We start from the raw sequence: 21,392 nt of genomic DNA, 5'->3' as shown, positions 1-21,392 counted from the left end.
CGAGGACCGCACCATGACGCGGTGTCCGACACCGACGTCGCAGGAGACCCGAGTGGACCTGTACGAGTACCAGGCGAAGGACCTCTTCGCCGCCCACGATGTCCCGGTGCTGCCGGGCGACGTGGCGCGCACCCCTGCCGAGGCCAAGGCCATCGCCGAGCGCTTCGGTCAGACCGTCGTCGTCAAGGCCCAGGTCAAGACGGGTGGCCGTGGCAAGGCGGGTGGCGTCAAGCTCGCCGAGACCCCGGACGAGACCGAGGTCAAGGCCGACGCGATCCTCGGCCTGGACATCAAGGGGCACATCGTTCACCGCGTGCTGGTGACCCCCGCGTCCGACATCGCCGAGGAGTACTACTTCTCCTTCCTCCTGGACCGCGCCAACCGCACGTTCCTGGCGATGGCGTCCGTCGAGGGCGGCATGGACATCGAAGAGGTGGCCGCGACCAAGCCCGAGGCGCTGGCGAAGGTGCCGGTGGACGCCGTCAAGGGCGTCGACCGCGCCAAGGCGGAGGAGATCGTCGCCGCCGCCAAGTTCCCCGCCGAGGTGGCCGACCAGGTCGCCGACGTGATCGTGAAGCTGTGGGAGACCTTCGTCTCCGAGGACGCGACCCTGGTCGAGGTCAACCCGCTGGTCCGCGACCCCGAGGGCAAGATCGTCGCGCTGGACGGCAAGGTCACGCTGGACGAGAACGCCTCCTTCCGCCACCCCGCCCACGAGGCCCTGGTCGACAAGCAGGCCGAGGACCCGCTGGAGGCGAAGGCCAAGGAGAAGGGCCTCAACTACGTCAAGCTCGACGGCCAGGTCGGCATCATCGGCAACGGCGCCGGGCTGGTCATGTCCACGCTGGACGTGGTGGCCTACGCGGGCGAGAAGCACAACGGCGTGAAGCCCGCGAACTTCCTGGACATCGGCGGCGGCGCGTCCGCCGAGGTGATGGCCAACGGGCTGGACATCATCCTGCACGACCCGGACGTGCGCAGCGTCTTCGTGAACGTGTTCGGCGGCATCACCGCCTGCGACGCGGTGGCGAACGGCATCGTCGCGGCGCTGGGCATCCTGGGCGACGAGGCATCCAAGCCGCTGGTCGTCCGCCTCGACGGCAACAACGTGGAGGAGGGCCGCCGCATCCTCGCGGAGGCGAACCACCCGCTGGTGACCGTGGTTGACACGATGGACAACGCGGCCGACAAGGCCGCCGAGCTCGCGGCTGCGGGGGTCTGACGATGGCTATCTTCATCAACAAGGACAGCAAGGTCATCGTCCAGGGCATGACCGGCGCCGAGGGCACCAAGCACACCAAGCGGATGCTGGCGTCCGGCACCAACATCGTCGGCGGCGTCAACCCGCGCAAGGCGGGCGAGAAGGTCGATTTCGACGGCAACGTGCTGCCGGTGTTCGGCACGGTGTCCGAGGCCATCGAGGCGACCGGCGCGGACGTCACCGTGATCTTCGTCCCGCCGGCCTACGCGAAGGCCGCCGTGATCGAGGCGATCGACTCGGGCATCGGCCTGGCCGTCGTGATCACCGAGGGCATCCCGGTGCACGACACCGCGGTGTTCTGGGCGCACGCCGTGGCCACCGGCAACAAGACCCGGATCATCGGCCCGAACTGCCCCGGCCTGATCAGCCCCGGGCAGTCCAACGCGGGCATCATCCCGGCGAACATCTCGGGCGCCGGCAAGGTCGGCCTGGTGTCCAAGTCGGGCACGCTGACCTACCAGATGATGTACGAGCTGCGTGACTTCGGCTTCTCCACCGCCATCGGCATCGGTGGCGACCCGATCATCGGCACCACGCACATCGACGCGCTGGAGGCCTTCGAGGCCGATCCGGACACCGCGGCGATCGTGATGATCGGCGAGATCGGCGGCGACGCCGAGGAGCGGGCCGCGGCCTACATCAAGGAGCACGTCACCAAGCCCGTCGTGGGCTACGTGGCGGGCTTCACCGCCCCCGAGGGCAAGACGATGGGCCACGCGGGCGCGATCGTGTCCGGCTCGGCGGGCACCGCCCAGGCGAAGAAGGAAGCCCTGGAGGCGGCGGGCGTGAAGGTCGGCAAGACGCCGTCCGAGACCGCCGTGCTGATGCGGGAGATCATGCAGTCGATCGGCTGATCACCCACCCGTTCGTGAAGGTCATCTCCCGTGTGGAGGTGGCCTTCACGGCGTTCGGAGGAGGGTTGGGCGAGCCGATTCGCACATCCGGGGGAACCATGGAGGTCCGGTCGTCGTCGGAGAGTGTGCATCGGCTAGCGTTCCGTTGTCGCAAGTTAGTCCGTCGGTGGAGGAGGAGACCTCGCCATGTCCGTGCCGTACGGCGCCCCTCAGCAGCAGCCGGGTCCGGCGCAGCAGCCGGCGGTGGGCGTCAACCTGACCCTCATCCTTCCGCTGGTCGCGGCCGGTCTGGGGCTCATCGCCTACCTGTTGGCCTTCGCCGACGACGTCTCGTCGTTCGGCACCATCGAGTACCTGCTCGCCGCCGCCGCCCTCGCGGGCCTGACGGTGCTGCCCAAGGCGCAGAAGCTGCTGCCCGCGGCGGCGGTCCTGTCGGCCGTGCCGACGCTGCTGTTCCTGCAGGGCATCATCAAGAGCACTGCCGATGTCAAGGGCATGCAGATCGTCGTGCTGATCATCGCGCTGCTGGAGACGGCGGCGATCGTGCTCAGCCTGCTGGTCGACTCGGGTGTGGTGAAGTTCGAGCCGAAGCCCGCGAACCCGTACGGCGGCGGCCAGCCCGGTGGCTGGAACCCGCAGACCGGCGGCTTCCCGCAGCCCGGCCAGCAGCAGCCCGGCCAGTACGGCCCGCCGTCCGGCCAGTTCGGGGCCCCGGTGCAGCCGCAGCAACAGCAGCCCGGCGCGCCGCAGCCGACCTCGTACATGCCGCAGCCCGGTCAGTTCAACCAGCCCGGCGGTGGCCAAGGCACCCCGCCCGGCGGGTTCGGCGGCCAGGGTCAGCAGCAGAGCTGAGCCGGCCGAGGGCAGGCAGCAGAGCTGGTCCGGCCGCTGGAGCGGCAGCAGAGCTGAGCCGGCCGCTGGAGCGGCGGCAGAGCTGACTCCGGCCGAGGCCGGCGGCAGAGCTGGTCCAGTCGTGCGAGGGGTGGCACCGCGGCGTCGGTGCCACCCCTTTCCGCGTGCGCGGCGTGCCTCGCCCGAACGGCCGATCCCTCCTGAGACAGTGGAAAGATGCCGGTGCTGCAATCGCCTTCGCACGGCGCCGTGACGGACTCCGTGCGCCCGCCCGAGTTCTCCCGCGCCGAACGGGCCAGGGTGCTCGCCATGACGGCCGCCGGCTCGGTCGTGGTCAGCTACGCGGCCGTCGCCGCCGTGCTGGCGCTGGTGTCGTCCACGGCCGCGCACGCGCAGTTCTCCACCACCGGCGTGCTGTCGGCGTCCGCACCGGCCTGGCTGGTCGCGCACCACGTGCCGCTGCGGTTCGACGGCGGTCAGCTAGGCGTGCTGCCGCTGCTGCCGACGGTGCTGCTGATGCTCCTGGTGTCGCGGGCGGCGGCGGGTGCGGCGGACCGGCTGGGCCTGTTCGAGCCGTTGCAGGCGCGGGGCGTGGTGTTCAGCATCGCCGGCGCGCACGCCGTGGTCGGCGGGGTGATCGCGTTCCTGATGGGTGACGGTGGCGTGGTGCGGGCGACGCCCGCCGTGGCGTTCTTCGGGTGTGCGGCGGTGTCCGGGGTCGCGGCGGTGGCCGGTGTGGCGCAGCGCTGCGGCCTGGTGGAAGTGGTGTTCGAGCGGATCGACCCGGTGGCCCGGCGTGGGCTGCGGGCGGGTGCGCTGGCGTTGTTCGCGCTGACCGCCGCCGGGGCGCTGCTGCTGGCGTTCGGCCTGCTGGTGTCGTGGCCGCTGACCAGCAGTCTGTTCGACCAGGCGGGCGGGACGCTCGGCACCGGGCTGGGCATCTGGCTGATGTGCCTGGCCTACCTGCCGAACGCGGTGGTCGGGGCCATGTCGTACGTGGTGGGCTCCGGGTTCTCCATCGGCGCGGTGACCATCAGCCCGACCGTGTTCGTCGGCGGACCCGTGCCGGCGGTGCCGCTGCTGGCCGCGTTGCCGGAGCAGCAGTCCGGCCTGTTGCCGCTGGTGCTGATCCTGCCCGGCGTGGTCGGCGTGCTGGTGGGGCTGTCCTTGCGGGACGCCGCCGAGACGCCCCGCGCGCGGGTGCGGGCCGTGCTGGTGGCGGCCGTGACCGGTGGCGTGGGGACGCTGGTGCTGGCCGCGGTCGCGGGTGGCAACCTCGGCGGCGGCGTGTTCAACCCGGTGACCATCCCGGCGGGCCTGCTGGCCGTGCTGACGGTGGGCTGGATCGCCGTGCCGGGGGCGGTCGTGGCGTGGTTCGCCGGTGCTCGTCCCGCGCCGGTCGTGGAGCCGGAGCCCGAAGCCGTCGATGTCGCCGAAGACGATCTCGAAGAAGACGATCTGTCTGCCGATGATCTTGACGATCTCGAAGAAGACGATCTCGGTGAAGACGATGAGGACTTCGACGACTACGACGACGAGGAGGAGTACGAGGACGAGTTCGAGGAGCTGGCGGAAGAGGCCGAACTCGAAGAAGAAGAGGACGAGTCCGACGCCGAGACCGACGCCGAGTCCGATCCCGACCCCGAAGCTGACCCGGACCTGGCCGACAAGCGCGACTAGCCAACGCCTAGGCTGCTCCTGAGCTGCTGTGACAGTCCCCAGCAAGGAGAAGCACGCTGAGCGCCGCGACCACACTCCGGCTTCCTGTCCCCGCGCGGGTCGTCGTCCTCGTCTCCGGCTCCGGCACCCTCTTGCAGGCGCTGCTGGACGCCGCGGCCGACCCCGGCTACCCCGTCGAGGTGGTGGCCGTCGGTGCGGACCGGGACGGCATCGAAGGGCTCGACCGCGCCGAACGCGCCGGCGTGCCCGGCTTCGCGGTGAAGCTGCGCGACCACCCCTCCCGTGACGAGTGGGACACCGCGCTGGCCGCGGCGGTGGCCGCGCACGAACCCGACCTGGTGGTCTCCGCCGGGTTCATGAAGATCCTCGGACCCGCCTTCCTGGCCCGCTTCGGCGGCCGGATGGTCAACACCCATCCCGCGCTGCTGCCCGCCTTCCCCGGCGCGCACGGCGTCCGCGATGCCGTCGACTACGGCGTCAAGGTCACCGGGGCGACCGTGCACCTGGTGGACGGCGGCGTGGACACCGGGCCGATCCTGGCCCAGGAAGCCGTCGTCGTCGGTGACGGTGACGACGTCGACAGCCTGCACGAGCGCATCAAGGTGGTGGAGCGGCGGCTGCTGGTGGACGTCGTCGCCCGCCTGGCCCGCGAGGGCTGCACCGTGAACGGACGAAAGGTGAGCATCCCGTGACCACTCCTGCCGAGAGGCGACCGGTTCGTCGGGCCCTGATCGGGGTGTCCGACAAGTCGGGGCTGCTGGAACTGGCCACCGGCCTGCACGCGGCCGGAGTCGAGATCGTGTCCACCGGCGGCACGGCGAAGACGCTGGCCGACGCGGGCGTGCCGGTGACCCCGGTGGAGGACGTGACCGGGTTCCCGGAGGTGCTCGACGGCCGGGTCAAGACGCTGCACCCGCGCGTGCACGCGGGCCTGCTCGCCGACACCCGGCGGCCGGAGCACGTGGCGAAGCTGCGCGAGCTGGACATCGCGCCGTTCGACCTGCTGGTGGTGAACCTCTACCCGTTCGCGCGGACCGTGGCGTCGGGCGCGGCGCCGGAGGAGTGCGTCGAGCAGATCGACATCGGCGGGCCCGCGATGGTGCGCGCGGCGGCGAAGAACCACGCCAGTGTGGCCGTCGTGGTGGACCCGGCGCGGTACGCGTGGGTGTTGGAGCAGGTGTCCGGCGGCGGTTTCACGTTGGCGGACCGGCAGTCGCTGGCGGCGGCGGCGTTCCGGCACACCGCGTCCTACGACGTGGCCGTGGCGTCGTGGATGGGCAGTGCGCTGAGCCCTGACGACGAGGGCTCGGGCTTCCCCGGCTGGGTCGGCGCGACGTGGACCCGCAAGCAGGTGCTGCGGTACGGCGAGAACCCGCACCAGAGGGCCGCGCTGTACACGGGAGGCGACGGGCGTGTCGGCCTGGCGACCGCGCGGCAGCTACACGGCAAGGAGATGTCGTACAACAACTTCGTCGACGCGGACGCGGCGTGGCGCGCGGCGTGGGACCACTCGCTGCCGTGCGTCGCGATTATCAAGCACGCCAACCCGTGCGGCATCGCGGTGTCCTCTGTGGACGGTCCGGGCGCGATCGCGGACGCGCACCGCAAGGCGCACGCGTGCGACCCGGTGTCGGCGTTCGGCGGGGTGATCGCGGCCAACCGCGAGGTGACCGTGGAGCTGGCCGAGCAGGTCGCGGACATCTTCACCGAGGTGATCATCGCGCCCTCGTTCGCCGACGGCGCGGTGGACGTGCTGGCGCGCAAGAAGAACGTGCGGATCCTGGTCGCTTCGGAGCCGGTCCGCGGCGGGGTCGAGATGCGCGCGGTGTCCGGTGGGCTGCTGGTGCAGACCGCGGACACCATCGAGGCCGAGGGCGACGACCCGGCCAAGTGGACGCTGGCGTGCGGGACTCCGCTGGACGCGGAAGGCTTGGCGGACTTGGCGTTCGTGTGGCGGGCGTGCCGCGCGGTGAAGTCGAACGCGATCCTGCTGGCGTCCGGCGGCGCGACCGTCGGCGCGGGCATGGGGCAGGTCAACCGGGTCGACGCGGCGCGGCTCGCGGTGGCGCGGGCCGGTGACCGGGCGCGTGGCTCGGTGGCGGCGTCGGACGCGTTCTTCCCGTTCCCGGACGGGCTGGAGGTGCTGCTGGAGGCCGGTGTGCGGGCGGTCGTGCAGCCCGGCGGGTCGGTGCGGGACGCGGAGGTGATCGCGGCGGCCGAGGCGGCGGGCGCGACCGTGTACCTGACCGGCACGCGGCACTTCGCGCACTGAATCTCCGCGTCGGTGGGGGCTCTCTTCCGGGAGCCCCCACCGGCGTTTCAGCGCTGGGGTTTCAGCGCTTGGTCAGTTCCTCGGCGGCCTTGCGCACCACGGCCTCGGCGTCGGCCAGCGGGAACTCCGAGTCACTGAAGAAACCCTTGTCGTGCCCGGAGTACTGGACCGAGTAGACGACTTCGCCCTGGCGCACCACCAGGGTGAGGTCGGTGAGGTCGGTCTTGGGGCCGGGCACGACGTACAGCGCCTCGTCGCCGAGCCCGTCGGTGGGCTTGGCCTGGTCGCCCGGCATCGGGAACGCCGTCTGACTGGCGTAGGTGCTCTTGGCCTGCTCCAGGTTGCGGTCCTTCTTCTGGGAGAACACCCGGTAGTCGTAGACGTGGATGCCCAGCGTCCGGGTGTCCCGGCCGTCCTTGCCCTTGGTCTGCTCCCACATGCACAGGCTGTGCTTGAGGCCTGATTTGCCGTCGTCCGGCGGGATGGCGAGCCGGAAGCTGCTGACCTTGGCCTGCTTCTTCAGGTCGTCGCTGATGGCGCACGCCTCGGTAGGCTCGTCGCCGGGGCCGCCGCCGACGTCCGCGGTGTAGTTCATGTACATCACGCCGAACACGCCGCCGACGATCAGCACGACGGCCCCCACCGCCAGTCCGACGATCAGCCCGGTCCGCTTCTTCCTGGGCGGCTGCGCGCCGTACCCGCCGGGCTGCGGTGGCCCGTATCCCGGCTGTGGGGCTTGGCCGAAGCCCGGCGGTCCGGGTGGTCCGGGTTGTGGAGGCCAGTTCTGAGGAGCGTTCACGGTTCCCCCCGTGCGTCGCGGAAGCTGCGCGGAGCAGTGTGCCAGTCACCCGACCGTGGGCATTGACACCGGGTGGTCGGGAGGGGATAAGATCGCTCCGTCGTTCGAACAAGTGTTCGACGGACAGGTCGCCGGCTTCCCACGGCGGTCCGCGCACAGGGGTGCGCGCGGATTCGTGGGAGGAGGGTTGGTGTCCAGGTCGGCAACGGCGACGTTGGTCGCGCTCGGGGTAGGCGCGGCCGGCGAGTCGGCCATGGCACCGGCTCGGGTCCTGCCGGTTCGCGGGGAACTGGCGGACCTCCTCCCGTGGGGCGGCCTGCGGCGGGGCAGCACGGTGTCGGTGCGTGGTTCGACATCGTTGCTGCTCACGCTGTTGGCCGAGGCGACAGCGGAAGGGTGCTGGGCGGCCGTTGCAGGCCTGCCGCGGTGTGGGGCACTCGCGGCGGCCGAACTGGGGGTGGCCGTCCATCGACTCGCTCTGGTCCCTCGTCCTGGGAGGGGCCGGAGCGAGGTCGAACGCACCGTGGCGGCCCTGCTGGACGGCTTCGACCTGGTCTCGGTGGCCACCCCGGTGACACCCGCGACCGCCCGCAAACTCTCCGCCCGCGCCCGCCAGCGCAAGGCCGTCCTGCTGCCGTTCGGGTCGTCGTGGCCGGGCGCGGACGTGGAACTGCGCGCGTCCTTCGGGCCGTGGAGCGGCCTGGGCGAGGGCCACGGCCTGCTCGCCACCCGCACGGCGACCGTGCACGCGAGCGGCCGGGGAGCGGCTGCGCGGGAGAGGACGACGTCCCTGCCGCTGCCCGGTCGGGAAAACCCCGAACCAACTCGTCCGGCCCTCCGCCCGGTCGCCGTGGCGGCGGGGTGATCGCCATGCGCCCGCCGCCAGCCCTCGGCCACGCACCGCGCTTGCCGCCCGCGGCCGGCGCCTACCAACCGCGCACCGCGCTTGCCGCCGGCGCCTGCCGTCCACGCACCGCGCCTGCGCCCGCGTCCGGCACCCACCGCTCGTGCCTGCCGTCCGCGCGCACCAAGCCCGACCCGGAGGGAAGCCGATGTCCCGCCGCCTGCTGACCGCCGCCTGCGCCTGGCTCCGGGCCGTCACCCCGGACAGCGCGCCCCAACTGGCCCCGTGGCGTCCCGGCGGCCTGACCCGAGGAACGAGGTGACCCCGATGCGCACGCTCGCCGTGTGGTGCCCGGACTGGCCGGTGGTGGCGGCGTCGGCGGAAGCCGCCCTGCTGCCGCACGTGCCCGCCGCCGTGGTCCGGGTGAACGAGGTCGTCGCGTGCTCCGCCATGGCCCGCGCGGAAGGCGTGCGGCGTGGCCAGCGCAAGCGCACGGCCGAGAGCCAGTGCCCCGAACTGGTCGTCTTCGACTACGACGAGGTCCGCGACGCCCGCCTGTTCGAGCCGGTCGCCGCCGCCGTCGAGGAACTCGCGCCCGGCATCGAGGTGGTGCGCCCCGGCCTGGTCACGGTCGCCGCCCAAGGGCCCGTCGGCTACTACGGATCACCCGAACGGGCGGCGGAGCGGCTGGTCGACCACATCGCCGCCCAGACCGGCGTCGAAGCGCAGGTCGGCATCGCGGACGGCCTGTTCGCCGCGACCCTCGCCGCGCAGCGCGGCCTGGTCGTCCCGCCCGGCGGGACCGGGGACTTCCTCGCCCCGCTGGGCATCCACGAACTCGACCCGCCCGCCGAGCACCGCGAGGACCGCGCCGAACTGGTCGACCTGCTGCGCCGGCTCGGCCTGCGCACGCTGGGCGCGTTCGCGGGCATCCCGGAACGCGACGTCGCCAGCCGCTTCGGCCGGCAGGCGGTGCTGGCCCACCGGATGGCCTCGGGCGTGATCGAACGCCCCCGCGTCCGCCGCCGCCCACCGGCCGAGCTGACCGTCACCCAGACCCTGGACCCGCCCGTCGAACGGGTCGACGCCGCCGCGTTCGCCGCGAAAGCCCTCGCCGAACGCCTGCACCGGGTCCTCGCCGACCGCGGCCTGGCCTGCACCCGGCTGGGCATCCAGGCCACCACCGAGCACGGTGAGGAGCTGCGCCGGGTGTGGCGGTGCGCGGACCCCCTGACGCCGCAGGGCATCGCGGACCGGGTGCGCTGGCAGCTCGACGGCTGGCTGACCAGGGAGCGGCTGACCGCCGGCATCCACCTCCTCCAGCTCGACCCGGAGGAGATCGTGGACGCGGGCGCCCTGCAACCGGGCCTGTGGCCGGGCGCGGGACAGGACCAGGGCGAAGCCGCCGAGCGCGCCGCCCGCGCCATGGTCCACGTGCAGGGGCTGCTCGGCCCGGACTCGGTGGTCACCCCCGTGCCGCAGGGCGGTCGGGGGCCGGTGGAGCGGATCCGGCTGGTGCCGTGGGGCGACGAGCGCACGCCCGCCGCCGACCCGGCGCAGCCGTGGCCGGGTCGGCTGCCCGCGCCGTCGCCCGCGACGGTGTTCGCCGAGCCGGAGCCGGTGGCGCTGGTGGACGAGGCGGGCGCGGACGTCGTGGTCACCGGGTACGCCGAGCTGGTCGTCCGGCCGCACCGGATCGTGCACGGCGGCCAGGCCCGGCAGGTCGTGGCGTGGGCGGGGCCGTGGCCGGTGGACGAGCGGTGGTGGGACGACCAGCACGCCGTGCGGGCCGCCCGCCTCCAGGTGCTCGGCGCCGCGCCGAACGGGGAAGAGCTGGCGTTCCTGCTGATCCGCGCGGGCGGGAAGTGGGCGGTGGAAGGGGTGTACGACTGATGTCCGGTGACTTTTCCGACGACTACCAGGGCCTGGCGGACTGGCTGGACGGCTTCGAGTTCGGCGGCTCGGACGGCGAGCCCGCCTACCCGGCGAGCTTCGGCTGGACGCCGCCGCTGATCCCGCTGCCCCGCCGGGCTCCCGACGAGGTGTTCTGACGTGGGCTGGAACAACCCGCCGGTCCGCTGGTCGGAGCTGGAACGAGCGCTGTCCGGCAAGCCGCAGCAGCCCGACGGCGGCGACGGCCCGGCGTGGACGCGGCGCCGTGAGCGGTACGAGGCCCCGTCGGACTTCGCGGTCAAGGTCGACGAACTGGGCGCGACCCGGTCCCGGGTGCCGTACGTGGAGCTGCACTGCCACTCGAACTTCAGCTTCCTGGACGGCGCGAGCCACCCGGAGGAGCTGGTGGAGGCGGCGCAGCAGCTCGGCCTGGACGGGGTGGCGATCACCGACCACGACGGGATGTACGGCGTGGTGCGGTTCGCGGAGGCGGCCCGGGAACTCGGCGTGCGCACCGTGTTCGGCACCGAGCTGAGCCTCGGGCTTTCCGCGCCGCAGAACGGTTTCCCCGACCCGGAGGGCGAGCACCTGCTGCTGCTGGCGACCGGGCGGCCCGGCTACCACGCGCTGTGCCGCACCATCACCACCGGCCAGCTCGCGGAAGGCAGCGAGAAGGGGCGTCCGGTGTACTCGCCGGAGCAGGTGGTCGCGGACACCCGTGACGAGTGCGTCGTGCTCACCGGGTGCCGCAAGGGCGCGGTGCGGCGGGCGTTGGCCGCCGGTGGTCCGGAAGCGGCGTTCGAGCAGTTGCGCAGGCTCGTGGGGTGGTACGGCGCGGACCGGGTGTTCGTGGAGCTGACCGACCACGGCTACCCGGAGGACGGGCCGCGCAACGACCTGCTGTGGGGCATGGCGCACGAGCTGGGGCTGCCGACCGTGGCGACGAACGCCGTGCACTACGCGGTGCCCGCGCGGGGTCGGCTGGCGGCGGCGATGGCGGCGGTGCGGGCGCGGCGCAGCCTGGACGAGATGACCGGCTGGCTGCCGCCGGGGCGCACGGCGTGCCTGCGGTCGGGGGAGGAGATGGCCCGCCGGTTCGCCCGGTTCCCCGGCGCCGTGCACCGGGCGGCCGTGCTGGGGATGCAGTGCCAGTTCGACCTGAAGCTCATCGCGCCCGAACTGCCGCCGTTCGACGTGCCCGCGGGGGAGACCGAGAACAGCCACCTGCGCAAGCTCACCTACGCGGGCGCTTCGCGGCGTTACGGCTCGATGGACGAGAACCCCAGGGCGTACGAGCAGCTCGAACACGAGTTGCGGGTCATCGAGGAACTGGGTTTCCCGGGTTACTTCCTGGTGGTGCACGACATCGTGCGGTTCTGCCGGGAGAACGACATCCTCTGCCAGGGCCGGGGCTCGGCGGCGAACTCCGCGGTCTGCTACGCCCTGGGCATCACGAACGTCGACGCGGTCCGCTTCGACCTGCTCTTCGAACGCTTCCTGGCCCCGGCCCGCGACGGCCCGCCGGACATCGACCTGGACATCGAGTCGGACCGCCGCGAGGAGGCCATCCAGTTCGTCTACGGCAAGTACGGGCGTCGGCACGCCGCCCAGGTGGCGAACGTCATCAGCTACCGAGCCCGGTCGGCGATCCGGGACGTGGCACGGGCCCTCGGCCACTCGGCCGGCCAGCAGGACGCGTGGAGCAAGCAGATCGACCGCTGGGGCCCGCTGCGGTCCGCGGTGGAGGAGCGCGGCATCCCCGGCCCGGTGCTGGAGCTGGCCGCGCAGCTAGAGAACGCGCCCCGCCACCTCGGCATCCACTCCGGGGGGATGGTCATCTGCGACCGCCCGGTGAGCGAGGTGTGCCCGGTGGAACGGGGCCGCATGGCCGACCGCACGGTGTTGCAGTGGGACAAGGACGACTGCGCGTCCATCGGCCTGGTCAAGTTCGACCTGCTCGGCCTGGGGATGCTGTCGGCGCTGCACTACGCGATCGACCTGGTGCGCGAGCACGAGGGCGTCGAGGTCGACCTGGGCACGCTGAACCTGGCCGACCAGAACGTCTACGACATGCTCTGCGAAGCCGACTCGGTCGGCGTGTTCCAGGTCGAGAGCCGCGCGCAGATGGCCACGCTGCCCAGGCTCAAACCCCGCGAGTTCTACGACCTCGTGGTGGAGGTCGCGCTGATCCGGCCAGGTCCCATCCAGGGCGGCTCGGTGCACCCGTACATCCGCCGCCGCAGCGGCGAGGAGCAGTGGGACCACGACCACCCGCTGCTGAAAGGCGCGCTGGACAAGACTCTGGGCGTGCCGCTGTTCCAGGAGCAGCTCATGCAGATCGCCGTGGACGTGGCCGACTTCAGCCCCGCCGAGGCGGACGAGCTGCGCCGGGCGATGGGCGCGAAACGCTCGACGCACCGCATGGAACGCCTGCGCGAGCGGTTCTACCGGGGCGCGAAGGCGAACGGCGTGGACGGGGTGCTGGCCGAGCAGATCTACGCGAAGCTGTTGGCGTTCGCCAACTTCGGCTTCCCCGAGAGCCACGCGCTGAGCTTCGCCCACCTGGTGTTCGTCAGCGCGTGGTTCAAGCTGTACCACCCGGCGGCGTTCTGCGCGGCACTGCTCCGGGCCCAGCCCATGGGCTTCTACTCGCCGCAGTCCCTGGTGGCCGACGCCCGCCGGCACGGTGTGCGCGTGCTGGGGCCGGACGTCAACGCCAGCCTGCCCCACGCCACCCTGGAACGGGTCGACGGCGAGCAGGCCGTGCGCATCGGCCTGGCCGGCGTGCGAACCATCGGCCAACAGGTGGCGGAGGACATCGTGGCGCACCGGCGATCGGCCCCGTACCGGGACATGGCCGACTTCGGCGGGCGGGTCCGCCTGACCACGGCCCAGGTGGAGGCCTTGGCCACCGCCGGCGCGTTCACCGGCTTCGGCCTGGACCGGCGCGCGGCGCTGTGGGCGGCGGGAGCGGTGGCCAGGATCCGCCCGGACCGCCTACCGCACACCGTGGTGGGCACCGACGCCCCCGCGCTGCCGGGCATGGACGAGGTGGAGCTGGCGGTGGCGGACGTCTGGGCGATGAACCTGTCCCCGGACAGCTTCCCGACCCAGTTCGTCCGCGACCACCTGACCTCCCTGGGCGCCGTGACCACCGCGGCCCTGGCAGACGCGTCGAACGGCGACCGGGTCCTGATAGGCGGAGCGGTGACCCACCGCCAACGCCCGGCCACCGCGGGCGGCGTGACCTTCCTGAACATCGAAGACGAAACCGGCATGGTCAACGTCGTCTGCACGACCGGCCTGTGGGCCAGGTACCGCAAGATCGCCAGATCGAGTCCCGCCCTGCTCATCAGGGGAGTCGTGGAGAAGGCGGAAGGGGTGGTCAGCATCCGGGCGGAACGCCTGCAAACCCTGAACCTCCGCATCCCCTCCCGGTCCAGGGACTTCCGCTGACCCGAACACCGCGTGCCGCCGCCGCCATTTCCCGGTGGTCTTGGCACCTGATCGGCACTGGTGGCGCGACTAGTCGACGCCGGCCAGCCAGATGTCCTCCATGTGGAGGGTGGCTTCTTCGGTGTGGCGCACGCGGAAGTAGGACATTCGGAGTTGTGCGAACCCCCAGGGGTTGTACGGATCCAGCAATTGACGGCCGAAGTGCTCCCAGGGAACGCTCGAAGGCTCCTCGTCGAGGTCGATGTAGGCCGCGGCGAGGGCTTCGGTACTGATGCCGAGTGCGCGCACGATGGCGTGCGGGTCGCCCTCGATGTGGAATTGATCGACGGCGGGCCAGCCTTCGGTGTGCAGCTTCAGCCCGCACGGCAGGTGGACGGCGGTCTCGTCGTGGTTCTCCCCGCGGTCGATGTTTGCCGCCCCGATGATCCTGGCCTCGGGGTGGCGCTCGGCCAGGGCGCTGGTCACGTTCAACAGTGTCCAGTCGAGGCCGTCGTCGGCGAGTGCGAAGTCGGAGATGGCGATGACGTCACCCCAGCAACCGACCGCGACGAGGTCCAGGTCGTCTCGCGTGTGCGGGGACGTGGAGACGGCGTTGGTGTGGGGAAGCTCTTCAAGGACGGCCTCGATGGTGGGGAAGGCCTCGGCGAAGGCTCGGGCACGTGCCGGGTCGTGGGGAGCGAAGTTCGCCGGCGAGCTGCGTGAGTGGGGACGGAACGGGGGGAGGACGAGGGCTATGGTGCTCTCGCCGTGGCCGTTGACTTCCCGGTCGTCGATCACGACACCACGGTAGTCAAAGCCGCCGCTCCGGCTCGCGGATATCGCTGATCGCGAGCACGCCACACCCACCCCAGCGGCACCGGTCGAGTGCTCACCACGGTGAGAGCAAAGCCGATCGCCGTCCGAGCGGTGACCCAGAGCCGTGTCGTCGCCAACCGACCCTGCGCACGACAGGCCTCCGCAGGGTCGCCACTATCTGCCGAAATCCCCAGGCCGCAGGCGCAATGCAGCCCCGTCCGCACCGCACGTCCGCACCGTCGGTCCAGAGCACCTTCGCAGGAAGTGATGAGGCTCGCGCACCGACCCGGCCCCTACCTGCTGCGACAGGTAGGCGCCGCCCGGCCGCAGCACACGGCCCACCTCGTCCCAGCGCGTCACGACCGGGTGCCTGCTCACCACCAGGTTGAAAGACGCGTCCGGGAACGGCAGCGGTGCGTCGTCGGCGACCTTGACCACGCTCGCCCCGACGGTGCGGAGGTTCCGTCGGGCGCTCTCGACGTTCGGCGGCCAGGGCTCGGTCGCCGCCAGGACTCGGTCGCCGCGAGGACTCGGTCGCCGCTAGCACGGCGGGCAGGTGCGGGATCCCGGCCGGCACCTCGCCGCCGCCGGTTGGGTGTCGAGTGCCGCGGACACGGTGGCCATCCGCTCCGCGAGCAGCTTCGAATATCCCCACGACGGCCGTTGCTCGCTCGTCCGGCCTTCGAACCAGGAGGAATCCCAGCCCTCGGCCGGCACCGACGCGCCTTCGGCGACCAGCTCGTCGAACGTCCTGCTTACGCCTTCGTATAGGTAACAAAGACCACCCCCGTCGTGAACGTCCGTGCCGCGGCCTTCGCGAACTGCGCCACCGGGAACTCCCCGTCGAACAACGGGATGCCCTTGCCCAACACGATCGGGTGGATCTTGAGGATCAGCCGGTCGATCTCCGGTAGCAAGGATGCGGCGAGCTTCCCCCCACCGCACAGCCAGAGGTCCAGCCCGTCCTCGGCTTTGAGCTCGCGGACCTTCGCGAGCACGTCACCGGGCACGACCTCCACGTCCGCCGGTGTGCCGCTGAGCGTGCTGGACACGACGTACTGCCGCAGGTGCGGGTACGGGCTGGGCAGCCCGCCCGGCACCTCGTACGTCGCCCGACCCATCAGGACGGTGTCGAAGTTCGTGTTGGGCGCGTCGATGCCGAGCGCCTCCCGCAGTTGCGCGGGCAGCGCGTCCGGGTACTCCTCGACGATCGCGGCCATGTGGTCGCCTTCGAACAGGAAGTCCGCGAAGCCACCGTCCGGCGCCGCGATGAACCCGTCCAAGGACATCGCGACCAGGTAAGTCAAATTTCTCATCAGTTCCCCTCCCTTGACCACTCCCACTGTAGTACTATGAGTGCAGTGGTTGTCAAGGAGGGGTCATGACCAGAAATCCGGCCAGGCGGACCGCGCTGGTCAACGCGGCGATCGAGGTGCTCGCCCGGGAAGGCGCGCGGGGCTTGACGTTCCGTGCCGTCGACGCGGAGGCGGGCGTGCCCACGGGCACCGCGTCGAACTACTTCACCAACCGCGACGACCTGCTGCGACAGGTCGGGGAACACATCCACGTCCGACTCCAACCCGCACCCGAGCGACTGGCCAGGATCGCGCGGGCGCGCAAGGACAAGGGCCTGCTGGTCCAGTTGATGCAGGAGCTGGTGGATCGACTCGAACAGGACCGCGCCGGGTACCTGGCGCTGCTCGAACTGCGGCTGGAGGCGACCCGGCGTCCCCAGTTGCAGGAGTCGCTGACCAAGACGATCAGCGAGAGCCTGGAGGAGAACATCCGCTTCCACGTCGACGCGGGCCTGCCCGGAGACCGCACCACCGTCGTGTCGCTGTACCTGGCGATGAGCGGTCTCGCCGTAGAACATCTCACTCTTCCGGAGGTGTTGCCCACGTCTACTTTGGACGACCTGATCGTGGCACTAGTCGACCGTGTCTAGGGCCGGGCCGGCTCGGACCTGGACACGGTGTGACGCGGCGGTGTGACGCGGCGGCCACAGCAGCGAGCAGAAAGGCCACCGGCAAACATCTGGAATGCCTCTCCTCGCGAGTCGGCGGCCACCGCCCGCCCAACCCAGGGCGAGGCGAGAGGCTCACATGGGAAGGTTCAGCGGGAGGCTCGCAGTGGTGGGCTGGACGGACGGCTTGCGCGCGAGCCGAGGCCGTCCCGCACACCATCCAAGGTGTCCCGAGGGATCACGGCTCAGGGGTTCAGCGGCCTGCGGGCTCAACGGCTGAGGGGGCCGCCGATGATGGTCATCGCCACGACGATCACGGCGAATCCCAGGCCGGAGTAGAGGAGTGCGTCGACGCTTCTGCTCCGGATCGCGATCAGGCCTGCCTGCTCGTCCGTCACCAGCACCCGCAGCAGTGCCGCGAGCAGCAGGGCCACGCCGATCAGGACCGCGCCCTGCCGCCAGTGGTACATGACGATGCGCACGATTCCCAACACGACCACACCGAGCACCAGCACGAACGGCAGGTGTTGCCCCGCCGCTGACCGCCAGCGCTGTTCCGGCATCAGCTCCACCGCTTCCGCCCTCAGACCGTCGCCAGGTTGCGTTCGGCCGCCTCGACCGTATTGGTCAGCAGCATCGCAATGGTCATCGGTCCCGCGCCACCCGGGATCGGGGCCAGGTGACCCGCTACCGACGCCACGTCCGGGTGCACGTCGCCCACCAGGCCGGCGTCGGTGCGGGTGATGCCGACGTCCACGACGGCCGCGCCGGGCTTCACCATGTCGGCGGTGATCAGGCCGGGGCTGCCCGCGCCGGCGACCACGATGTCCGCCCGGCGCACTTCGGCCGCCAGGTCCTTGGTCCCGGTGTGGCACAGGGTCACGGTCGCGTTCTCGCTGCGCCTGGTCAGCAGCAGGCCGATCGGGCGGCCCACGGTCACGCCGCGGCCGACGACGGTCACGTTCGCGCCCGCGATCGGCACCTCGTACCGGCGCAGCAGCTCCACCACGCCGCGTGGCGTCGCGGGCAGCGGGGCCTCGTCGCCGAGGACGAGTTTGCCCAGGTTGACCGGGTGCAGGCCGTCGCCGTCCTTGTGCGGGTCGATGCGCTCCAGGATCGCGTTGGCGTCCAAGTGCTTCGGCAGCGGCAACTGCACGATGTACGCGGTGCAGGCCGGGTCGGCGTTGAGTTCGTCGATGACGGCTTCGAGCTGTTCCTGCGTGGTCTCCGCGGGCAGGTCGCGGCGGATCGACGTGATGCCGACCTTCGCGCACGCGGCGTGCTTGCCCTTGACGTACGAGTGCGAACCGGGGTCGTCGCCGACCAGCACCGTGGCCAGGCCCGGCGTCACTCCTCGCTCGACCAGCGCCGCGACTCGCGCGCGCAGGTCTTCGAAGATCGCGTCCCGAGTGGCCCTGCCGTTGAGGATCGTCGCCGTCACGCGCCCTATCTTCGCATCACCGCCGGCCGGTGAGCGCGGCGACCGTTGCCGACGCCGACGACTCGCCGTCGACCGCAAGCGCGGGGACGACCCTCGTGGAAAGGTCTGGCCGCAGACCTGGAGGGCGGGAACCAGTTTCGTCGGGAGGACCTCGCCACGCACGGAAGCGTGGGGAACGATTTTCGTCGGCAGGTCCTCATCACCGATCGGGAAGCGCGGCGACCGCTACCGCGACCAGAGTCAGCACCGTCCCGACCACGGTCACCGCCGCGAGCCGCTCACCGGCCGCCGGAGCGATCAGGTCCACCGCCACCGCGCCGACCAACTGCCCCGCGACCTGTCCCAACCCGACCAGCAGCACACCGCTCCAACGCACCGCCACCACAGCGGTCCCGATGGTCACGATGCCCAGCACCCCACCCAGGTAGAACCACGGCGAGGACGGCGCGGCGGACGGCAAACCCCGCGTGGCCACGTCCACCGCGCACACGGCCAGCAGCACGGCCGTCCCGGTCGCGAAGTTGACCAAAGTCGTCACCCTGATGCTCCGCGCGGCCTCCCGGACCAGGCCGTTCACCGCCTGCTGCCACCCCAGCCCGATGCCCGCCACCGCGGGCAGCAGGGCGAGCCACAGCGACGACGGCTGCCCGAACTCGTCCGACACCGCCACCCCGACCGCGACCACGGCGAGCCCCGCGCCGGCGACTCGTGGCCACGTGAACGGCTGCGGACGGGCCGGACCCAGGCCTGCGCGGTCCACCAGCAGGCTGCTCACCACCTGCGCGGCCACCACCGACACGGTGAACGCGGCCACGCCCAGCGACGCGATCGTCAATCCCTGCGTGGACACGAAGAACGCCCCGCACGCCCCGCCGACGCACTGCCACCACCGGATGTCGCCGCGTCGCAACGCCGAGCGCAGCCGGGCCACTCCCGCCCGCCCGGAGGCCGACGTCAGCACCGCGAGCAGCAACAACGCCAATCCACCGCCGAACGACACGAGCGCCGCCAGGAACCCGTCCCGGAACACGTGTCCCAACTCGCCGTTGAGCCGTCCCTGCACGGCGAGGAACACCCCGCCCACGAACACCAGGAACGTCCCGGCCAACCGGACCGAAGACTGCTCAGCCAACGGCACTGCCCGTCAACGAAGGCTTCACCACACGCACCCGGCTCGCCAGCAGCACTCCCAGCACCGCCGCCGCGGCACTCGCCCCGGCCGCCGCCGCGAGTCCGACGTGGTCGAGCAGCCACCCCGCGATCGGCAGGATCAGCGCCGCCCCGGCCGTGGTGAACGCGCTCATCCACCCGAACGCCTCGGCTTTGCGCCCGTCCGGCGCGAGGTCGCTGACGCGTCCGTTGTTGGCGGCGATCGCGGGTGCGATGGCCAACCCGCCGACGCACAGCACCAGCCCGATCAGCCATACCGACGACGGCTCCATGATCGGCGGCAGCACCGGCACCAACGCCACCACGCCCAGCGCCAGCAGCACCATCCGCCGGGTGAACCGGACCTCGCCGCTCATCCCGCCGACCACCAGCCCGCCCAACACCGAGCCGACGCCCCACACCGCCGTGAGCACCCCGGCCATCAGCGGATTGCCGAGGTCACGGGCCCACGCGATGACCACCATGTCGATCGTCACCAGTGAGGCGACGATGCACAACGCCGTGACCAGCGCGAACACCATCGAACGGTCGGCCAGCAAGGTTCGTCCGCCGTGCGTGTGCTCGTGCGCCACCGGGTCGTCCAGCCCGGCCCGACGCATCGCCGCGCGGAACCCGAAGGCCCCGAGCACGGCCATCGCGCCGCACGTCCACAGCGCGACCTGCGGGTTCACCACCGCCACGACGATCGCCACCAGCGCGGGCCCGAAGATGTACATGACCTCCTGCATGGACGCCTCGACGGTGAACACGGCCTGCCGCGCCGACCCCTGGGCCAGCCTCGGGAAACTCGCCCGACTTAGCTGTGTCACCGGCGGCATCGACATCCCCGCCAGCGCCGCCACCAGCACCGACAACGGCCACCAGGACGGCGAGAGCAGCGTCGGGAGCAGCCCCGCCACGCCGATCGCCACCGCGTAGCCCAACGTCGTGACCAGCAACAAGCGGCTCGCCGGGCTCCGGTCCGCGGCACGCCCGCGCAACGGGCTCGCCACACCCAGACCGAGTGAGAACGCACCGCCGACCAGCCCGGCCGCCGCGTACGACCCGGTCCACCCGGCGATGAGGAACGACGTGGCCAGCGGCGTGCCGGGGATGTGCACCCGCCCCAGCAACGACCACAGCAGCAACGCGGGCAGTCCCGGGATGGCGGCGAGTTCGCGATAGGGCCGGAGCACGTCGACCACTCTGCACCGGAGCACCGACAAAACCGTCGTGGATATCCGCGGGAACCCGGACGCCTCGGTTAGCGTCAGCACCCTCTAGAGGCACAAGCGAGGGGAAGCTGTGACCGATCCCACCGGGCGCAGGGCCGAGTTGGAGGCCCGCAACGCCGCCATGCGCGAACAGGTCGACTCTCTCCTCGCGGAGCTGAAGACGAAGACCGCCGAGCTGCGGGAAACCCAGGAACGCGTGCAGGCGATCACCGCGTCCGCGGTGTCCAAGGACGGTTCGGTGCGCGCTTCGGTCGACTCCACGGGCGCGTTGACGTCGCTGGAGTTCTCGGCCAACGCCTTCGAGCGCACCACCCCGGACAAGCTGGCCCGGCTCACCACCGAAACGGTCCTCCAAGCCGTCGCGAAGGCGCGCGCCGAGCTGACCGAAGTGGTCACGCCCGCGCAGCAGGGCGCCAGCGTCGACCTGTCGGAGATGCTGCCCGGCGTGCCGTCGCTGGCCGACCTCATCCCGAAGCCACCCGCCGTCCCGCAGCCGCAAGGGGCGCCGCCGCGTCGTCCCGCGCCGCCCCAGGACGACGAGGACGGCGACAGCTTCATGGACAGGAGTGGCTGGTGACCGGCGGTTTCGAGGTAGACGTCCCCGGCCTGCGCCGGGGCGGCGCCCAGTTCAGCGCGGCGGGCGACTCGCTCGACGGCGTGTTCCAGGCGCTCGACGGCGCGTTGCAGGCCGAGGGCCAGTGCTGGGGCGGCGACGAGTCCGGGCAGGCGTTCGCCAAGGAGTACGTGCCGAACTCCACGGCCACGCTCGACGCGTTCAAGAACCTCGCCAAGGCGCTCCAGGACATCCGCACCGGCATCGACCAGTCGGCCGACGCCTACGAGGGTTCCGACCAGGGCAACGCGACCGGGATCTCCCGGACCTACTGACCGGTCCACG

The 21,392-nt window shown here is 71.7% G+C and carries 21 protein-coding genes; 13 read left to right on the top strand and 8 right to left on the bottom strand.

Translation table 11 applies throughout. The features are described from left to right. Positions 1-52 precede the first annotated feature (52 nt). The 6 genes from sucC to purH all read left to right on the top strand — a co-directional run bounded on the left by sucC (position 53) and on the right by purH (position 6,919). Positions 53-1,222, top strand: a complete 1,170-nt coding sequence (gene sucC, locus ACQPZF_RS38505; protein ID WP_433265635.1) for an ADP-forming succinate--CoA ligase subunit beta — start codon at positions 53-55, stop codon at positions 1,220-1,222. A 2-nt stretch (positions 1,223-1,224) separates the two neighbouring features. Next, positions 1,225-2,115 carry a succinate--CoA ligase subunit alpha gene (gene sucD / locus ACQPZF_RS38500; protein ID WP_433265633.1) on the top strand — a complete coding sequence of 297 codons (891 nt, stop codon included), beginning with the start codon at positions 1,225-1,227 and terminating at the stop codon, positions 2,113-2,115. A 186-nt stretch (positions 2,116-2,301) separates the two neighbouring features. Beyond that, positions 2,302-2,967 carry a DUF5336 domain-containing protein gene (locus ACQPZF_RS38495; RefSeq protein WP_433265632.1) on the top strand — a complete coding sequence of 222 codons (666 nt, stop codon included), beginning with the start codon at positions 2,302-2,304 and terminating at the stop codon, positions 2,965-2,967. Positions 2,968-3,183: 216 nt separating this feature from the next. Continuing rightward, positions 3,184-4,647, top strand: a complete 1,464-nt coding sequence (locus ACQPZF_RS38490; protein ID WP_433265630.1) for a cell division protein PerM — start codon at positions 3,184-3,186, stop codon at positions 4,645-4,647. Between the two features lie 56 nt (positions 4,648-4,703). Further along, positions 4,704-5,339 carry a phosphoribosylglycinamide formyltransferase gene (gene purN, locus ACQPZF_RS38485; RefSeq protein ID WP_433274912.1) on the top strand — a complete coding sequence of 212 codons (636 nt, stop codon included), beginning with the start codon at positions 4,704-4,706 and terminating at the stop codon, positions 5,337-5,339. Further along, entirely contained in the window at positions 5,336-6,919 is a 1,584-nt protein-coding gene (purH, locus tag ACQPZF_RS38480; protein ID WP_433265628.1) for a bifunctional phosphoribosylaminoimidazolecarboxamide formyltransferase/IMP cyclohydrolase, read from the top strand. Before purN ends, purH begins: the two co-directional genes overlap by 4 nt. A 61-nt stretch (positions 6,920-6,980) precedes the next feature. Here the strand turns inward: purH and ACQPZF_RS38475 are convergent, their stop codons facing one another. Further along, entirely contained in the window at positions 6,981-7,718 is a 738-nt protein-coding gene (locus ACQPZF_RS38475) for a hypothetical protein (RefSeq protein WP_433265626.1), read from the bottom strand. Between the two features lie 190 nt (positions 7,719-7,908). Between ACQPZF_RS38475 and ACQPZF_RS38470 the strand changes: the two genes are divergently transcribed. The 4 genes from ACQPZF_RS38470 to ACQPZF_RS38455 all read left to right on the top strand — a co-directional run bounded on the left by ACQPZF_RS38470 (position 7,909) and on the right by ACQPZF_RS38455 (position 13,911). Further along, on the top strand, positions 7,909-8,583 hold the full coding sequence (locus tag ACQPZF_RS38470; RefSeq protein ID WP_433265624.1) for a hypothetical protein: 675 nt from the start codon (positions 7,909-7,911) through the stop codon (positions 8,581-8,583). 306 nt (positions 8,584-8,889) lie between these two features. Next, positions 8,890-10,455, top strand: coding sequence for a DNA polymerase Y family protein (locus tag ACQPZF_RS38465; protein ID WP_433265622.1), 1,566 nt, complete (start codon positions 8,890-8,892; stop codon positions 10,453-10,455). Continuing rightward, positions 10,455-10,613, top strand: coding sequence for a hypothetical protein (locus ACQPZF_RS38460; RefSeq protein WP_433265620.1), 159 nt, complete (start codon positions 10,455-10,457; stop codon positions 10,611-10,613). Before ACQPZF_RS38465 ends, ACQPZF_RS38460 begins: the two co-directional genes overlap by 1 nt. A 1-nt stretch (position 10,614) precedes the next feature. Beyond that, positions 10,615-13,911, top strand: a complete 3,297-nt coding sequence (locus ACQPZF_RS38455) for an error-prone DNA polymerase (protein ID WP_433265618.1) — start codon at positions 10,615-10,617, stop codon at positions 13,909-13,911. 69 nt (positions 13,912-13,980) lie between these two features. On the opposite strand, the gene ACQPZF_RS38450 is transcribed toward ACQPZF_RS38455, so the two are convergent. The 3 genes from ACQPZF_RS38450 to ACQPZF_RS38440 all read right to left on the bottom strand — a co-directional run bounded on the left by ACQPZF_RS38450 (position 13,981) and on the right by ACQPZF_RS38440 (position 16,022). Continuing rightward, on the bottom strand, positions 13,981-14,688 hold the full coding sequence (locus ACQPZF_RS38450) for a DUF6333 family protein (RefSeq protein WP_433265616.1): 708 nt from the start codon (positions 14,686-14,688) through the stop codon (positions 13,981-13,983). A 192-nt stretch (positions 14,689-14,880) separates the two neighbouring features. Beyond that, positions 14,881-15,216, bottom strand: a complete 336-nt coding sequence (locus ACQPZF_RS38445; protein WP_433274910.1) for a methyltransferase domain-containing protein — start codon at positions 15,214-15,216, stop codon at positions 14,881-14,883. A 245-nt stretch (positions 15,217-15,461) separates the two neighbouring features. After that, entirely contained in the window at positions 15,462-16,022 is a 561-nt protein-coding gene (locus ACQPZF_RS38440; protein WP_433265614.1) for a dihydrofolate reductase family protein, read from the bottom strand. 65 nt (positions 16,023-16,087) lie between these two features. Between ACQPZF_RS38440 and ACQPZF_RS38435 the strand changes: the two genes are divergently transcribed. Continuing rightward, positions 16,088-16,651, top strand: coding sequence for a TetR/AcrR family transcriptional regulator (locus ACQPZF_RS38435; protein ID WP_433265612.1), 564 nt, complete (start codon positions 16,088-16,090; stop codon positions 16,649-16,651). Between the two features lie 287 nt (positions 16,652-16,938). On the opposite strand, the gene ACQPZF_RS38430 is transcribed toward ACQPZF_RS38435, so the two are convergent. The 4 genes from ACQPZF_RS38430 to ACQPZF_RS38415 form a co-directional block, all read right to left on the bottom strand. Then, positions 16,939-17,232, bottom strand: a complete 294-nt coding sequence (locus ACQPZF_RS38430) for a DUF3017 domain-containing protein (RefSeq protein ID WP_433265610.1) — start codon at positions 17,230-17,232, stop codon at positions 16,939-16,941. A 20-nt stretch (positions 17,233-17,252) separates the two neighbouring features. Then, a complete protein-coding gene (locus ACQPZF_RS38425; RefSeq protein ID WP_433265608.1) occupies positions 17,253-18,110 on the bottom strand; it encodes a bifunctional methylenetetrahydrofolate dehydrogenase/methenyltetrahydrofolate cyclohydrolase in 858 nt (285 codons plus the stop codon). Between the two features lie 199 nt (positions 18,111-18,309). After that, on the bottom strand, positions 18,310-19,242 hold the full coding sequence (locus tag ACQPZF_RS38420) for a DMT family transporter (protein WP_433265606.1): 933 nt from the start codon (positions 19,240-19,242) through the stop codon (positions 18,310-18,312). Next, a complete protein-coding gene (locus tag ACQPZF_RS38415) occupies positions 19,235-20,479 on the bottom strand; it encodes an MFS transporter (RefSeq protein ID WP_433265604.1) in 1,245 nt (414 codons plus the stop codon). Before ACQPZF_RS38415 ends, ACQPZF_RS38420 begins: the two co-directional genes overlap by 8 nt. Positions 20,480-20,564: 85 nt before the next feature. Here ACQPZF_RS38415 and ACQPZF_RS38410 point away from each other — a divergent pair, with 85 nt between their 5' ends. Continuing rightward, a complete protein-coding gene (locus tag ACQPZF_RS38410; RefSeq protein WP_433265601.1) occupies positions 20,565-21,071 on the top strand; it encodes a YbaB/EbfC family nucleoid-associated protein in 507 nt (168 codons plus the stop codon). After that, entirely contained in the window at positions 21,068-21,382 is a 315-nt protein-coding gene (locus ACQPZF_RS38405; RefSeq protein ID WP_433265599.1) for a WXG100 family type VII secretion target, read from the top strand. The genes ACQPZF_RS38410 and ACQPZF_RS38405 overlap by 4 nt, the downstream gene beginning before the upstream one ends. Positions 21,383-21,392 lie beyond the last annotated feature (10 nt).

The organism is Actinosynnema sp. CS-041913, assembly GCF_050942485.1.
Classification (GTDB): Bacteria; Actinomycetota; Actinomycetes; order Mycobacteriales; family Pseudonocardiaceae; genus Actinosynnema.
Note: the sequence above shows the minus strand (reverse complement) of the source record. Positions and strands in the feature narration are given on the sequence as shown.

Bases quoted from the DNA above. Each gene is read 5' to 3' on its own strand.
- sucD (WP_433265633.1), top strand. From the start codon at position 1,225: ATGGCTATCTTCATCAACAAGGACAGCAAGGTCATCGTCCAGGGCATG.
- ACQPZF_RS38495 (WP_433265632.1), top strand. From the start codon at position 2,302: ATGTCCGTGCCGTACGGCGCCCCTCAGCAGCAGCCGGGTCCGGCGCAG.
- ACQPZF_RS38490 (WP_433265630.1), top strand. From the start codon at position 3,184: ATGCCGGTGCTGCAATCGCCTTCGCACGGCGCCGTGACGGACTCCGTG.
- ACQPZF_RS38465 (WP_433265622.1), top strand. From the start codon at position 8,890: ATGCGCACGCTCGCCGTGTGGTGCCCGGACTGGCCGGTGGTGGCGGCG.
- ACQPZF_RS38460 (WP_433265620.1), top strand. From the start codon at position 10,455: ATGTCCGGTGACTTTTCCGACGACTACCAGGGCCTGGCGGACTGGCTG.
- ACQPZF_RS38440 (WP_433265614.1), bottom strand. From the start codon at position 16,022: ATGAGAAATTTGACTTACCTGGTCGCGATGTCCTTGGACGGGTTCATC.
- ACQPZF_RS38435 (WP_433265612.1), top strand. From the start codon at position 16,088: ATGACCAGAAATCCGGCCAGGCGGACCGCGCTGGTCAACGCGGCGATC.
- ACQPZF_RS38430 (WP_433265610.1), bottom strand. From the start codon at position 17,232: ATGCCGGAACAGCGCTGGCGGTCAGCGGCGGGGCAACACCTGCCGTTC.